Source organism: Shewanella hanedai, assembly GCF_007197645.1.
GTDB classification, from domain to species: domain Bacteria; phylum Pseudomonadota; class Gammaproteobacteria; order Enterobacterales; family Shewanellaceae; genus Shewanella; species Shewanella hanedai.
This window is the reverse complement of the sequence record NZ_VKGK01000018.1, coordinates 32,098-47,470: the sequence shown is the minus strand read 5'-3', so window position 1 is coordinate 47,470 and position 15,373 is coordinate 32,098. Positions and strand designations below refer to the sequence as shown.

The following is a 15,373-nucleotide window of genomic DNA, read 5'->3' as shown; positions in this document are numbered from 1 at the left end:
ATGTTCAGCAAGTAATTAAACAAAACGCAGCCTACTGGCTGCGTTTTTCATGTTCAACACACATAAGCAAGATATCCTCACTCGACAATGGCTCTTTAGTCAGACCACAAAAGTAGCTGCCATCCCCCCGCTTCTGATTATGATCACATGTTTGACACTGGCCGAAACTTTTAAAGCCGTTAGCATCTTGAACTTGCCTTAACGTCGTACGAAGAAGACCGACCATTTGTTCCAGCTCAACCTCAGAGGAGCTTTGACAAGCAAGCTGCAACATTTTGGCTGGCATCAAACTCTCAACCAGCTCCCTTCCCTGCTCACTTACCGCTAAATGCGTCACTCGCTTATCAAGCGTATCCGTTTTTTTTAACACTAAGCCTTTCGACTCTAAAATCTTTATCGATTGGGACACTGTCCCTTTAGTCAGTCCCAAAAACTCAGTAACCGCCTTTGGTGTATCTGAGTAGCGGTTACAGCTAGCGAGATAACACAAAGCATCAAACTGTACTGGCTGTAAGCCAAATTCAGCTAATTGGTGACGGGACTCACTGCGCAGTAAACTGCTAAGCCGCTCTAAGAGCTGCTGGATTATTAATGTATTCATACCGTCATAGTATCGAATCGAAACATTGTTGACAAGTGAATTTATCTATGTAAACCTAATTGTAGTTTCGAATCGACACCAACTGAAATTTGGTAATTATAATTTATATTAAACAGACAGACTCTAAGGAATACAGATGAAACGCTTACCCATTATCTCTGCGCTTATACTAACGGGCTTATCGACAGCATGTGCTTCGGCTCATCAGGCACATACAGGCGGCATTAAGGCTGAACAGCAAGCTAATGTTCTAGCCCCATTCGACATCATTCACACAAAAATCTCCACCGAAGGAAATACCGCTATTTTCCATATTGCGGTCTCCGAGAAAGCGGGTTCAAGTAAACCCACCAAAATAGGCAAGTTGGCAGGAAGTGAAGCCTTTGCTTATGTATGGCCGACCAATATCGACAGTTATGAAGTAGGTTTCGAACATAAAGCTGGCATCCTTGCCTTAGCGGTTGCCACTCATCCCGATTTCGATGACACACCGCTTTTTGATGAAAACAGAGACGGTAAAACGGGAAATGATGGCAATATTTGGCATACACATTGGGTGGTATTACAACCTAACGAGAGATGTGGAAAAGGGGCGCTTGGAGTTGTAGACATCCCCGAAGGCAGTAATCCCAGATTGCCGAAGACTTGGCCAGGACTGCCTATTCTACTTGATAGCCCTGGCTGGCAACCCACGATTAACGATAAAACAGTCGAAGTTCGTGTGCCCTTCGATGACATTGGCATCGTCAACAAAGCTCAATTCGACGGCGTCACTGCAGGGTTACGTATCAATGTAGATGTACACGCACCACTTTTTTGTGTGGTTGATGTATTTGATATCGCTTCAGGTGATCTAAGCCTGCCCGGTAAAGTGAACCTGTAAACAATCCAACCCAAGTTGAATAACACATCGCTAAAACACATTCATCGACAAGGACGTCAACCCATTTCAGCCTATAAAATGAGGTTCATATGACCTATTTCCAACAAGCACCTGAGCTCGATGTTTCAGGCTGGCTTAATACCACGACCCCGATAACCCTGGAGCAATTAAAAGGCCAAGTCGTCTTAATACACGCTTTTCAGATGCTCTGTCCTGCTTGTGTGAGTCACGGACTACCTCAAACCCAAGCAGTGCATAAACTGTTTGAAAATGAGAAAGTCTCAGTCATCGGTTTGCACACTGTTTTTGAGCACCACCAGGTCATGAATAAAGCAGCCCTTGAAGCATTTGTGAGTGAATATAGACTCAGCTTTCCTATTGCTATCGACACGGCTTCCACTCAAGGTGTTATTCCAAAGACGATGCACTCCTATATGTTACGCGGGACTCCCTCCATCATTGTGATCGATAAACAGGGGAATATTAGATTGAACCATTTTGGCCGAATTTCAGATCTTGAACTTGGCAATTTGATTGGCCAACTATTGACTGAACCCGAGAATATCAGCTCAGCAACAAGTCAAGATTTACCCTCTAAATCAAAATACCCACAGAAATCACAACCAAACTGTGACGCAGAAGGCTGTGCTATCTAAGTTATTTTCTCTTTGGCTTCAGCACTGCAGCACTCAGCTTGTAAGAAATTAATAACGTCTTGGAGCACATTATATTGAGGCATACAGAACAGCACCCGCCCTTCACGGTGCTGTTTCACCAAACCAGCAGAGATAAGGCTAGAGATGTGATGAGAAAGTGTCGAACCCGGTATGCCTAACTCTTCTTGTACTTCACCAACAGGTATTCCCTGATATCCCGCCATCACTAGTCGCTTAAATATTGCCAGTCTGGTTGGGTGCCCCAGCTCTTTTAATGCCTTAGCGGCAAACTCTAATTCCATTCTAGCTCCGGTATATCTATCAAAAACGATTCTATATTTCGAGATTAACAGAAATATATTGACAGGAGCAAGCTCTGTCAATAATATCCACACATCAATTCGAATATTCTAGAAATATAGTTTAATCAAATATTCACAACCTTGGTTGATCCAAAGTGATCATCCTGCAGTTAGGTAAGAGATTAAATCTCGTCACGAGGCACAATATATGTTCACACAAAGTACTGTAAATATGATCCAAGAAACCTTACACATGTTTATGTTTCTTGCAGTAGAGCTCACCATTCTCTTCTTGGCCATCAGTTATCTGGTTGGCGTATTGCAGGAGTATATTCCTCCGAGCAAAATCCAAAGTATTTTAAGCTCAAAAAATGGCAAAGGTTACCTTGTAGCTGGCTTTCTTGGAGCGATAACTCCCTTCTGTTCCTGTTCGACTATCCCTTTTTTAAAAGGGTTACTCAGAGCAAAAGCAGGGTTTGGCACCATGATGGTATTTCTTTTTGCCAGCCCGCTGCTTAACCCTATCATCATCGGTCTGTTTGCCGTCACGTTCGGGCTGCAAGTGACACTCTTTTATTTCATTGTAGCCATGGGCGTATCGGTGCTGGCTGGTTATAGCCTAGAAAAGATGGGCTTTGAAAAATATATCAAGGCCGAGGCTTATGAAGATCCAAAGCCAATTTGTTGCGGTAGTACATGTGGTGCTAAAGCGGAGCCTGTCAGCAAGTGGAAGCGTATTTGGGATACGACTTGGAAAGACTTTAAGAAAGTGCTGCCCTACCTAATCGGTGGTATTGCTGTTGGCTCAATGATCTATGGTTTTATGCCGACTGAGTTTGTCGCTAAAATGGCTAGTGACAGTAACCCTTTTGCGGTGCCAATTGCAGCTATTATTGGTATTCCTTTGTATATCCGTGCTGAAGCGGTTATCCCCCTAAGTGCAGCACTTGCAGCTAAAGGAATGGGATTGGGTGCGGTAATGGCACTGATCATCGGCAGTGCTGGGGCGAGTTTAACCGAAGTGATCTTACTAAAATCCTTGTTCAAGAATCAAATGATCATCGCTTTCTTGACCGTCATCATCGGCATGGCTATCACTGCGGGTTATCTCTACGGTATCATTTTCAGTTAAAAAAAGTTTCAGCTAAAAAGAGTTTCAGTCAAAAAACTTGGCTAATCAAATCCTCAATCAGAGTAATCAGGTCTGATTGAGGCTTAACTCTCCTTTGCGTACTGCTTTAAAATAGTGGTCAATACCTTGGCCGGTTTGGCTATTTTGCTTTGTTTGAGATACACCAGATGCCAGTAAATTTTTAACCCTTCCTCCCCTAATGGCACCGTTTTTATCATGCCATTTTCTAGATAAGGCGTGACCAGATGTTTAGACATAATCGTCACCCCAAGATTGACTTTTGTTAGCTCCAAAATCGCCTCATTAAACCCCACTTGTAACACTTTTCTAGGGAGGACATTTTCAGGCTGAAAAAAGAGTTCATACTCTCTGTCTTTCTCCGGAATGGTCGAGTTAGTAATGTAGGTTTCATCACTGAAGTCTTCCGCCACCAGATAGTGACTGTTGGCTTTTTTATGCTCTTTTGACAGGCAAGCCATCAATTCATCTTGCAACAGAAAACTGGACTCATACAGGTTTTCATCCAGCAACAGTTTTTGTTGAGAACTTGAAATCATCGCAATATCAACATCGCCATTAAACAAAGCATTGAGCGGCCTAGTTGCTGCTGTAGCCGTGATCTCCAATTCAATATTGGGCAACTCTTTGGCAAAATAACTGGTCACCGATGGCAGCCACTTAAAAGAAGCATAGTGAGGTAAACCGATACGCAATACCTGCTCTACGCCATCGGATAAGCGGGCGATATCATACTCAGCTCTTCCTAACTCCTTCAAAATTATCGTCGCCGAATGCAGTAAACGTTTACCTGCATTGGAGATGATTAACTTGCGGCCACGTCGAACAAAAAGACTGGTATTCAAACGACGCTCAGCTTCACGAATACGATTGGTGAGCGCTGGCTGCGTGATAAACAGAGACTCAGCCGCTTCCTTAACCGTCTCAGATTTAGCGATGGTGCATATCATTTTCAAATGATTGATATTAAGTTGCGTTTTAGTGGTATCCATAATTTTTCGCCATCTTTCAAACTAATAGCCCATAAATCGACAGTTAACCCATCACATATTAAACATAGTATTCATTCAAAAAATGAATTAGTTGAAGAATATTATTCAATTATTGTTATAGAACATAATCAAGTAGAGTGGGTTTATCAAGGGTAAATTTATTAGCTCAACCTCCATTAAAGGAAAGATTTGATGAAGTCAGCAGAACTAGAGCAACTCGGATTGGCGTTGTATAAAGCGTTACGAAATCAACAAGTGTTGCCTCCCCTAACCGAACGAGAATCGCCACTCATTCTCGAAGATGCTTATCAGGTGTCACAACATTTCTTACAGCACAGACTCAATGATGGTGAACGTGTCATTGGCAAGAAAATTGGCCTAACCAGCAAGGTGGTGCAAGAGATGCTTGGGGTACATCAACCTGACTTTGGCTTTCTAACTGACGCCATGATGTTTGAGTCTGGCAGCCACATCCCCTTTGCTAGCCCGTTGATACAAGCCAAGTCTGAAGGTGAAATCGCCTTTATCTTAAAACATGATCTGCAAGGACCCAATGTCACACCACAAGATGTGATTGATGCAACAGAGAGTGTCGCGGCCTGTTTTGAAATCGTCGATTCACGCGTCAAAGATTGGAAGATAAAGATAGAAGATACCGTGGCCGACAACGCCTCTTGCGGCATGTTTGTGATGGGCAATGAACGCGTGTCTCCCCATGATGTTGATTTTGAAAACTGCCAGATGGTGATTAAAAATAAAGGTGAAGTAGTGGCAAAGGGTCAAGGCTCTGCCGCACTTGGGTCACCCCTAAATTGTGTCGCTTGGCTTGCCAATACCTTAGGCGACTACGGGATAAGCCTTAACGCCGGTGACATTATTCTTTCAGGCTCTCTAGCAGCGATGATCCCCTGCCAGCAAGGTGATGACATGAGTGTAGAAATAGAGGGAATTGGAAGTGCGAGTTACCGCTTTATTTAGCCTGATAGAACTGACTGAACTAACCTTGTTTCAACAAGATGAGAAATTACAAAATGGTAGATAAAAAAATCAATATCGCCCTCATTGGCTCTGGCAATATAGGCACAGATTTAATGATAAAAGCGCTACGAAGTAGCACACTTAACCCCGTATGGATGGTGGGCATCGATGAATGCTCAGATGGCCTTAAACGAGCTAAATCCCTTGGGTTAAAAGCCACACACTTAGGTATCGATGAACTGCTAAACCATATTGAAGCCGACAATATCCAAATTGCCTTTGATGCCACCTCTGCTTATGTACATGGTGAGAACAATCGAAAGCTGCAAAGCAAAGGCGTTAAAGTCATCGATCTTACTCCTGCGGCTATTGGTCCTTACTGCATCCCCTCCGTTAACCTCGAAAGCTTAATGGCGCAAACAGAGCATGTATCAGAGACAAACAACTTAAACATGGTCACCTGTGGTGGACAAGCGACCATCCCTATTATTGCCGCCATCAGTCAAATACAAGATGTCGATTACGGTGAAATAGTCGCGACCATAGCCTCTAAATCAGCAGGGCCTGGTACACGGAAAAATATTGATGAATTCACCCGTACCACAGCAGATGCCATTGAGAAGATAGGCGGGGCCACCCAAGGTAAAGCCATTATAGTGATGAATCCTGCAGAGCCGCCTCTGATGATGCGCGACACTGTACACTGCCTCACTCGAGATGAGCCTGACCAAAAGGCGATCACTGCGTCGGTACTCACCATGATAGAACAGGTGCAGCAATACGTGCCGGGCTATCAGTTAAAGAATGGCCCCGTGTTTGACGGCAAACGCGTATCAGTATTTTTAGAAGTAGCAGGACTTGGTGACTATCTACCAGAGTACGCCGGAAACCTGGATATTATGACCTCCGCCGCCCTGCGCACTGGTGAGATGCTTGCCCAAAGTTTAACAACAAAACCCACAGAGTCTGACGTAACCCGCACCTAAGCAGATATCGAATATTAAGGATATGACATGAATATCAGTAACAAAAAGATCATCCTACACGATATGTGTTTGCGTGACGGTATGCATGCAAAACGACACCAGATTAGCCTGACAGAGATGACCCAAGTCGCCACAGCACTTGATGACGCTGGCGTGCCATTAATCGAAGTCACCCATGGTGATGGCTTAGGCGGTAACTCCGTCAACTACGGTTTTGCAGCCCACAGCGATGAGGAATACCTCTCCACTGTGATCCCTTTAATGAAACAGGCCAAGATCTCCGCATTGCTTTTACCCGGCATCGGTACCATCGATCACCTGCGAATGGCACATGAACTTGGCGTCAGTACCATACGTGTTGCAGCTCAATGCACAGAAGCTGATGTCACAGAGCAGCATATCGCGCTTTCTCGCACACTCGGCTTAGACACGGTAGGTTTTCTAATGATGGCTCATATGCTTGAACCTAAAGCGTTATTAGAACAAGCAAAGCTCATGGAAAGTTACGGTGCAAACTGCATCTACTGCACTGACTCTGCTGGCTATATGCTCCAAGATGATGTGTTCCAACGTATTACCGCACTGAGACAGGGATTAAAACCTGAAACTCAAATCGGCTTTCACGGACATCATAATCTGGCTTTAGGCGTTGCGAACTCACTGACAGCTGTCGAAGCAGGTGCAGATCGCATCGATGGATCTGCCGCTGGATTGGGCGCAGGGGCGGGGAATACACCACTTGAGGTTTTCAATGCCGTTGCCACGCGTATGGGCGCAACCACTGACGTTGATATCTTTAAACTCATGGCAGTTGCCGAGGAGATAGTTGTCCCCATGATGGAGCAACCGATCAGAGTCGACCGAGATTCACTTGTGCTAGGCTACGCCGGTGTTTACTCCTCTTTTTTACTGCATGCAAAAAGAGCCGCAAAAAAGTACGGTGTTCGATCTGAAGAGATCTTATTAAAACTGGGGCAAATGAAAACGGTTGGGGGTCAAGAAGATATGATTGAAGATGTCGCTTTAAACCTAGCAAATAATCAGAAATGATAATAATGAGTAACAGCTAAAAGGAGGATATTCTTTTAGCTGTTACTCAAATATAGGTAATCACAGCATATTATGTGTCTTCAGGCATTTCAAACAGCTGTGGTTGCTTCTTCTGTTTGTCATCCATTTCAACGGCAAATCGTCTTAGATAAAAACTCGCTAACGCCAACATCACACCGGTCACAGCAGCAATCAAGGCTAATGAACCAAACCAAAACAAGGCAACGACTCCGACCATATGACGATCGACTTCACTTGCATCATTTTTACCGTAAGCATACATGGCTAAACGGTAGACTTGGTTTTGACTGATAAGGTGGCTTATTTGTGTGTTTAACAAACGCTGCTCATTACGCAATTCAAAAATCTGCTCGTCGTATTTAAACACTCGTTGTGAAATGTCTTCTAACTCTACGCGTTTGGTTTCTTCATATTGAGCGACTTCACCGTTAGCTTGCTCATTGATGTTGAAGAAATTGCTCTTATCTTTTTTAGCACGGTTGATAATGGCATTTCTAGCGCGAGAGTTTTTAGAATAACGCTCACCTATCTCTTTCTTCTTATTATCAATACGCTCGTTAACGTCGTTTACTCTACGCTGGTATTTGCTATTCACAAACTCTATCTGTTGGCGCAGTTGGTTCTCCATCAAAGACTGTTTCTCTAATGCATCCCCGCCTAAATAACCAGTTGTAATAGCGCCCAGCTGGCTCTCTTTCTCACTGATAAGTGCGCGATATTTTTTATCGACCCCACTTCGAGTAAGAAAATTAGAGTCATCAAGTTCAGCTTTCATTTCAGCTTTTAATGCATTCAGCTCAGCTAACAAGCGACCACGCTCATCTTTACTGCCGGTAACATTACCAACAATGGTGGCGGTAAAGCGGTCTTCAATAACGCTTTTTTCGCGACTCCAATCTCGATAGTAACCGTCACGGATCGCCATTAAACGATCAATGTCATCTCGAATTCCCTTTTCAAAACTGGTATTAATCGACGCCAACTGCTTATTCTTAGCCTGTTCAATTTGCAGTAGATTAGCTGAAAGCTGTTCATCAAGCAGTGCTGTCTGAGCGGCCAATTCCTGATTTAGCTCCTCTTCGGTAAACTTCTGCACGTGATCTCTGCGTTTCTCTATTAGCTCGATTTGGGTGTCAACATTCACAATCTCATTTTTTCGATTATCAATGGCTCTACTGAGATTAGAGAAGTTTCGCTCAAAACCATTCAGCATGGTTTCGAATGTAATTAAGCTGAGAAAAAATACAAAGAAAAGAAAGATAGAGCGCCAAAGCACACTTCTTACGTTCATAAAGGTAAACACTAAAGGGATTTTACACAGCTCAACGACGGCCACCAGCAAGAAAGGTAATCCTGCAACGACAATGGATGAAGTGCTATCAATCACATCTGTATTTTCAAAATTAGAAATGGATTTAAAGGCTGAAACAGCCATTAAAATTGAAATAGTAAAGCCAATTAGCACAGCAATGACTTCCACAGCCCAAGCTAAACGGATCAAGAATCGGGAGTAAAAATGTACATTTTCTCTGTCGTAATACATCATATAACCATTATTATTTATTGTTATTTTCACATTCTGTGTTTCACAGATGCGGACTGTTTGCATGATAAGAATAATCTATTTTTTATACCTCTCGGCATGAAACACAAACCATTTATACCCAAATTATTTCAAAGCACAGGATTAAGCCTAGCGAAATATATAAAGGTAAATCCGGAAAAGTGGGGGATCAACTCGCTATGCTTTGTTAACACCACCGCCGAATAAACATACAAGATAATTTTTAAAACCTATCAAAGTAAGCGTCTAAAATTCATCACCTTTTATTGGTTAGAGTATAAAACCACAAAACAACAATCAAACAGTTGAATCGACTATTCAGGAGATTTTAACATAACTGCAAAAAAAGTGAACAATTGAAACAAATTGTGTACAGCACCAGTTCAGGTTCAAATTGACGAAAAGAAAATGAGCAACAACGAGAGTGTGAATGTGACCACAGAGAGTCATACAACTGGAGGGGGAATTAACGGTATTTCTTGTGTGGGTTGTTATAAACCGGGCCCGTTTAGGGCCCAAAGAGGTAAGCTTAACGCTTGCTAGCATTAGCCATTATGCAAAGTAATAAGCAAGACCTTGAAGGCAAGCTAAAGAAAATAAACCAGCAAGCACATCATCAATCATGATGCCAAAGCCACCTTTTACTTTAGCGTCGAGCCAACGGATCGGCCACGGCTTTAAGATGTCGAAAAATCGAAACAACGTAAAACCGATAACAATCCAAACCCAACCTGCTGGCGCGGCGATCATGGTGATCAATAGACCAGCCAATTCATCCCAAACAATGGCGCCATGATCATGTACACCCATATCCTTAGCAGCTACATGACAGATATAAAAACCGAGAATTACGCTTAACAGCGTCAAGCCTAGATACCATTCAATACTCAAAGGTGCCATCAGCAAGTAAATAGGAATAGCAGCAAGCGTGCCAAAGGTACCTGGTGCCTTCGCCATCATGCCAGAACCGAAACCCAAGGCTAAGAAATGAATCGGATTAGAAAGGGACAAGCGAGCAAGCGCTTTATCTTTAGAAAATATTTTCATTAGGAAAAATGCTCAAATCCAATATTAGTGGGCGTGTAAGGTTGGCCATTACGGATCAGTCTCAATTTATCACCAGTACTCACCTGCCCTATTTGAGCAAATGACACTCCAGTGTTAGCAAGTGCAATCTCCAGCGCCCCTTTTTGGGCTTCTGGAACACTAAAGAGCAACTCGTAATCTTCGCCTCCAGTCAGTGCATAACTTAACGCTTCCTCGTCATTCACTGAACTTTTTAACGCATCTGACAAAGGTAAAAGATCGACATCGATAACAGCACTCATGCCAGACAACTTCAGTACATGCTGGATATCACTCAAGAGCCCGTCAGACAGGTCAATAGCGCTTGAAGCAAGGTTACGCAATGCTTGTCCAGCGAGCAGTCTAGGGCTTGGATAGTAATGGCGATTGACCAAGTAATCCTGATGCTCAGGTGCGACTTGCCTGCTGCCACGAATAACATCTAACCCTAGGGCTGAATCACCTAATGTCCCTGTCACATAGATCCAGTCGCCATTTCTGGCACCATTTCGAGTCAGGGCTTTACCTGTAGGCACTTGGCCGTTGACGGTAATGGTGATAGATCTCGGTCCACGGGTTGTATCACCGCCAACAAGCGCAATATTATAGTACTCTGCGGCTTCAAACAGGCCTTCACTGTAGCTTGTTAACCATTCCTCATCCACATCAGGCAAGGTCAATGCTAACGTCATCCATGCAGGCTCTGCGCCCATAGAAGCAAGGTCTGAAAGATTAACAGCAAGTGATTTGTAACCCAAAGCTTTAGGGGGGATATCGGGGTAGAAGTGGACATTCTCTACTAAGGTGTCACAGGAGATAGCGATGGATTTATTAACCGCAGGAATAACTAAAGCGCAATCATCACCAATACCTAGCTCTACATCACGACGTGAAGAGGCTTGCTTGGTAAAAAACTTTTCGATTAATTGAAATTCTTTCACAGGAATAAGTACTCGTTAACTGGGTGAAATGAGCAACTATCAGATTAAATCCGGAATAACGATGACGAGTAAAAATTAACGCTCATCTCTTTAAAATCTGAGCTGTAGGATGAATAGAAAATAAAGACAAAAAAACGGCACCCTAAGATGCCGTATGTTGTATTACTTACGACCTACAATCTTGTCGAGAATACCGTTTACAAATTTATGACCATCTTCAGCACCGAACGCTTTCGCTAATTCAATTGCTTCATTAATCGCCACTTTATAAGGGACATCTTTACGGAATGTAAGCTCATAAGTCGCCAGTCTTAACACGGCTTTCTCAATAGGAGAGACCTCATTAAAAGGACGCTCAATATGAGGGATAATTAGCTCGTCAATTTGAGCCTGTTTTGTCGCTGTTCCCGATAATAGCTCACGGAAGTAAGCAACATCGATACCCTCAATCTTTTGTTCAGTCAGAAATTCATGCTCAACATCAGCAACGTTATTTCCACTTAACTGCCAAGAGTATATGGCTTGAACGGCTAAACGGCGGGCCTTGCGGCGCTCAGAAGGCTTCATCTTTATTCCTAATCTTGCAACTGCTGTTCTAGTTCTTGCAGCACGTTGACCATTTCAAGCAGACCAAGTGCAGCTTCGCCGCCCTTGTTACCCGCTTTAGTACCTGAGCGCTCAATGGCTTGCTCAATAGTATCTGTAGTCAAAACGCCAAATGAAACAGGAAGATCAAACTCAAGTGCGACCTGAGCTAAACCTTTGTTACACTCACCTGCAACAAAATCAAAGTGTGGCGTACCGCCACGGATAACTGCACCTAATGCAATTATGCCATCAAATTTACCGCTAGCAGCAACACGACGTGCAGCCAATGGTAATTCAACCGCTCCAGGTACTCGTACTACTGTGATGTTCTCATCAGCAACTTGACCAAAGCGTTTCAGTGTGTCGACCGCACCCTCAAGTAAACTCTCAACTAGAAAGCTGTTGAAGCGTGATACAACGATAGCAACCTTTGCATTTTTCGACTCGATATTACCTTGAACTACGTTCATTTATCTTACCTAAATTAGCTAATTTTACCGGCATGGGCACGGAAGAGGCGGTATGATAGCACAGCCTGTCTCCTGTTCCCCATGCAATTATTTATAAATTTATAAATTCTATTCAGAAATGTATTCTGTCACTTCTAGGCCGAAACCCGATAGCGAATGATAACGCTTTGGTGAACTCAATAAACGCATCTTAGTCACACCAATGCTTGCTAAAATTTGAGAGCCTACACCAACAAGACTAGAGGTACCATTCCATTTAGGCGATGCCACAGCTTGTCCATTATCTTCAAGCTCAAATGCCTTCACTTTCGCGAGAATATCACTGCTGTGTTCTTGGTTACCCAGTAACACCAGTACGCCACCTTCATCGGCAATGCGCTTCATCGCCTTCTCAAGTGGCCAACTACGTTGCTGATCACGCTCAGAGTGAAGCAAGTCATTAAAGGTATTTTGCAGATGCACACGAACCAGAACATCCTCTTTCACCTCGCCTTTAACGAGCACATGGTGTAGCTGGTTATCGATAGTGTCTCTAAAAGTCATCATGTCGAATTCACCAAAGCGAGTCGGAAGCTTGCATTTGGCTTCGCACACGACGTTCGTTTCTTTGGTATTACGGTATTCAATCAGATCTGCAATCGTTCCCATCTTAAGACCGTGCTCTTTCGCAAAAATCTCAAGATCCGGACGACGAGCCATAGTGCCGTCATCATTAAGAATTTCGACAATCACAGAAGACGCTTCAAAACCAGCCAAACGCGCTAAATCACAGCCCGCTTCAGTGTGACCAGCACGGATTAGTACGCCGCCCTCTTTCGCCATTAAAGGAAAGATATGGCCAGGCTGGACGATATCCGTAGGCTTAGCATCTTTACCGACTGCAGCAAGTATTGTCACTGCACGGTCTTGGGCTGAAATACCGGTTGTCACACCTTCAGCAGCTTCGATAGAAACCGTAAAGTTAGTCGAAAACTGGGCGTTATTGTCAGTAACCATAAGAGGCAAGTTTAACTGCTGACAGCGCGCTTTCGTTAATGTCTGACAGATTAAACCACGACCAAACTTAGCCATAAAGTTTACCGCTTCAGCGGTAACCATGTCGGCAGCCATGATCAGATCACCTTCATTTTCTCTATCTTCATCGTCCATCAAGATAACCATTTTACCGAGGCGAATATCTTCGATGATCTCTTCTATACTGTGTAACGACATTGTGAGCCCCTAATTTTTAGTTCTAATTAATACAAATAGTTAATCTGTTATTGCTGGTGTTTACCAGCCTTTAACGTAAAAAACCTGAGCGAGCTAACAGATCCATAGTCACATTCGACTCGGGAGTCTCAGACTTGCTGCTGCCATAAGTCATTAAGCGTTCTAAATGACGCGCAATGAGGTCAACTTCGATATTCACCGAATCACCCGCCTTCAGCTCGACTAAGGTTGTTTCACCCGCGGTGTGAGGCACAATGGTTAATCTGAAGCGATTATCATTCACTTCATTAACCGTCAGGCTGACACCATCGATGGTAATTGACCCTTTATGGGCAATGTAACGCGCTAGACTAGCTGGGGCAGTAAGCCAAAACTCAATCGCTTTGCCGCGATACTGCCTGTCATCGACACTGGCGACACCATCAACATGGCCACTGACCATATGCCCGCCTAAACGAGTCGTAGGGGTGACCGCTTTTTCTAAGTTAACCTTACGTCCCACCTGATAATGAGCAAAACCAGTTAAACTAACGGTTTCGGCAGAGATATCGGCAACATAGCCATCACTCATGCACTCAACAACCGTCAGACACACACCGTTAGTCGCGATACTATCACCCAGACGTATATCACTTAGATCGAGTTTTCCACTGGCAACGGTAAGGCGAATATCATCACCACGGCGTTCTATTTTACGCAATGAACCTACTGATTCAATGATCCCAGTAAACATGACTTTATGACCTTATATCTAATATTAAGCGGGTATCTGCCCCGATTTTACGTTCATCGATGAGCTTAATTATCGGCACTGCTGACATCACATCATAATCTGGAAGTGTGATTAAGTTACGTCCGCTCGAACCTAAAATTTTCATCGCCTGGTAGAGCACCAGCTCATCACCATGGCCTTGTGCGATAACGCTACCAGCTAAGGTCGCGCCAGCTTCAATAAGCACTGAGTTACAGCACTTGCCAAGGTATTTGAAAAGTTCGCTTAAACTCACTCGCCCTGTCTCATCAGCAGACAATGTAATGTGGCTGACATAAGCGGGCCACTTGGCTTTTTCACCATCAGGATAATCCACGCAAGAAACGAGCAGAATGGGACTCTCGATAGAGAAAAGCATTAAGTTTGTCGTCAAACGAGCGCGGCTATCGAGCACAACCCGCAAAGGCTGATGCAGTTCGGTGACACTCAGTTTATCTGCCACATAACCCAACTCACTATGACGAACATTCAGTGATGGATTATCGGCTAATACGGTTTCAACACCCGTTACTAACGCACAATGTCGAGCGCGTAATCGTTGTACATCGCGGCGAGCATCGGGGCCGGTTATCCATTTGGAAACGCCATTGGATAGCGCTGTTTTACCATCAAGGCTCGAGGCTAATTTAACCGTCACCCAAGGTAGGCCAGTCTCCATTCGCTTCATAAAGCCTGGATTGATCTGTTTAGCTTCATCTTTTAACAGACCGACATCAACCTGAATGCCCGCTTCTCTGAGCATGGCAATCCCACGTCCCGATACTTGCGGATTTGGATCTTCTACAGCCACCACGACTCGCGCCACTTGATTTTTAATTAACGCTTCGGCGCACGGTGGTGTGCGGCCATAATGGCTACAAGGTTCTAAGGTGACGTAAGCGGTGCCGCCTTTGGCGCCCAAATCGGCATCAATATTGGCCATAGCCAATGCATGCACCTCGGCATGAGGACCTCCCGCTTTGATGTGGAAGCCTTCACCAATAAGTTGACCATCTTTGGTTATCACACAGCCCACACACGGATTTGGGCGAGTGGTGTATACACCTTCACGTGCCAGCTTGATGGCACGACTCATCATTTCAATATCTTCTATAGACCACATAATGCTCTCAACCTTGAGATGATTCACACAGGTTCAATTG

17 protein-coding genes are annotated in these 15,373 nt (G+C 44.0%); 6 read left to right on the top strand and 11 right to left on the bottom strand.

What is annotated here, in order from left to right; all coding sequences use genetic code 11:
• Window positions 1-31: 31 nt before the first annotated feature.
• A complete protein-coding gene (locus tag FN961_RS14885) occupies window positions 32-601 on the bottom strand; it encodes a MarR family winged helix-turn-helix transcriptional regulator (protein ID WP_144040970.1) in 570 nt (189 codons plus the stop codon).
• Between the two features lie 136 nt (window positions 602-737).
• On the opposite strand from FN961_RS14885, the gene FN961_RS14880 reads away from it, so the two are divergent.
• A complete protein-coding gene (locus FN961_RS14880; RefSeq protein ID WP_144040969.1) occupies window positions 738-1,484 on the top strand; it encodes a hypothetical protein in 747 nt (248 codons plus the stop codon).
• A gap of 89 nt (window positions 1,485-1,573) precedes the next feature.
• Window positions 1,574-2,140: a redoxin domain-containing protein gene (locus tag FN961_RS14875; RefSeq protein ID WP_144040968.1), complete on the top strand. Its 567-nt coding sequence runs from the start codon at window positions 1,574-1,576 to the stop codon at window positions 2,138-2,140.
• Here the strand turns inward: FN961_RS14875 and FN961_RS14870 are convergent.
• Window positions 2,137-2,442, bottom strand: coding sequence for an ArsR/SmtB family transcription factor (locus FN961_RS14870; RefSeq protein WP_144040967.1), 306 nt, complete (start codon window positions 2,440-2,442; stop codon window positions 2,137-2,139). The two genes, FN961_RS14875 and FN961_RS14870, sit on opposite strands and share 4 nt — an antisense overlap.
• A gap of 208 nt (window positions 2,443-2,650) precedes the next feature.
• Between FN961_RS14870 and FN961_RS14865 the strand changes: the two genes are divergently transcribed.
• Window positions 2,651-3,574: a permease gene (locus tag FN961_RS14865; RefSeq protein ID WP_144040966.1), complete on the top strand. Its 924-nt coding sequence runs from the start codon at window positions 2,651-2,653 to the stop codon at window positions 3,572-3,574.
• An 83-nt stretch (window positions 3,575-3,657) separates the two neighbouring features.
• Here the strand turns inward: FN961_RS14865 and FN961_RS14860 are convergent, their stop codons facing one another.
• A complete protein-coding gene (locus FN961_RS14860; RefSeq protein ID WP_144040965.1) occupies window positions 3,658-4,584 on the bottom strand; it encodes a LysR family transcriptional regulator in 927 nt (308 codons plus the stop codon).
• A 192-nt stretch (window positions 4,585-4,776) separates the two neighbouring features.
• Here FN961_RS14860 and FN961_RS14855 point away from each other — a divergent pair, with 192 nt between their 5' ends.
• Genes FN961_RS14855 through dmpG form a run of 3 tightly spaced genes read left to right on the top strand, consistent with a single transcriptional unit; the run spans window position 4,777 to window position 7,598 of the window.
• Window positions 4,777-5,562, top strand: coding sequence for a fumarylacetoacetate hydrolase family protein (locus FN961_RS14855; RefSeq protein WP_144040964.1), 786 nt, complete (start codon window positions 4,777-4,779; stop codon window positions 5,560-5,562).
• 53 nt (window positions 5,563-5,615) lie between these two features.
• Window positions 5,616-6,548, top strand: a complete 933-nt coding sequence (locus FN961_RS14850; protein WP_144040963.1) for an acetaldehyde dehydrogenase (acetylating) — start codon at window positions 5,616-5,618, stop codon at window positions 6,546-6,548.
• 27 nt (window positions 6,549-6,575) lie between these two features.
• Entirely contained in the window at window positions 6,576-7,598 is a 1,023-nt protein-coding gene (gene dmpG, locus FN961_RS14845) for a 4-hydroxy-2-oxovalerate aldolase (protein ID WP_144040962.1), read from the top strand.
• A 70-nt stretch (window positions 7,599-7,668) separates the two neighbouring features.
• Here dmpG and FN961_RS14840 read toward each other — a convergent pair whose 3' ends face one another.
• The 8 genes from FN961_RS14840 to ribD form a co-directional block, all read right to left on the bottom strand.
• Complete coding sequence (locus FN961_RS14840; RefSeq protein WP_229814680.1) at window positions 7,669-9,195, bottom strand: hypothetical protein; 1,527 nt, start codon at window positions 9,193-9,195, stop codon at window positions 7,669-7,671.
• A 540-nt stretch (window positions 9,196-9,735) separates the two neighbouring features.
• A complete protein-coding gene (locus tag FN961_RS14835; protein ID WP_144040961.1) occupies window positions 9,736-10,230 on the bottom strand; it encodes a phosphatidylglycerophosphatase A family protein in 495 nt (164 codons plus the stop codon).
• Window positions 10,230-11,189, bottom strand: a complete 960-nt coding sequence (thiL, locus tag FN961_RS14830) for a thiamine-phosphate kinase (RefSeq protein ID WP_144040960.1) — start codon at window positions 11,187-11,189, stop codon at window positions 10,230-10,232. The genes FN961_RS14835 and thiL overlap by 1 nt, the downstream gene beginning before the upstream one ends.
• Window positions 11,190-11,351: 162 nt before the next feature.
• Entirely contained in the window at window positions 11,352-11,756 is a 405-nt protein-coding gene (nusB, locus tag FN961_RS14825) for a transcription antitermination factor NusB (protein WP_144040959.1), read from the bottom strand.
• An 8-nt stretch (window positions 11,757-11,764) separates the two neighbouring features.
• Window positions 11,765-12,247 (bottom strand): 6,7-dimethyl-8-ribityllumazine synthase, encoded by a 483-nt coding sequence (gene ribH / locus FN961_RS14820; RefSeq protein ID WP_144040958.1) that lies wholly within the window; start codon window positions 12,245-12,247, stop codon window positions 11,765-11,767.
• A 108-nt stretch (window positions 12,248-12,355) separates the two neighbouring features.
• The gene (gene ribBA, locus FN961_RS14815; RefSeq protein ID WP_144040957.1) at window positions 12,356-13,459 is read right to left on the bottom strand and encodes a bifunctional 3,4-dihydroxy-2-butanone-4-phosphate synthase/GTP cyclohydrolase II; all 1,104 of its coding nucleotides are present in this window, start codon (window positions 13,457-13,459) and stop codon (window positions 12,356-12,358) included.
• 70 nt (window positions 13,460-13,529) lie between these two features.
• Entirely contained in the window at window positions 13,530-14,192 is a 663-nt protein-coding gene (locus FN961_RS14810) for a riboflavin synthase (protein WP_144040956.1), read from the bottom strand.
• A 4-nt stretch (window positions 14,193-14,196) separates the two neighbouring features.
• A complete protein-coding gene (ribD, locus tag FN961_RS14805) occupies window positions 14,197-15,333 on the bottom strand; it encodes a bifunctional diaminohydroxyphosphoribosylaminopyrimidine deaminase/5-amino-6-(5-phosphoribosylamino)uracil reductase RibD (RefSeq protein ID WP_144040955.1) in 1,137 nt (378 codons plus the stop codon).
• Window positions 15,334-15,373 lie beyond the last annotated feature (40 nt).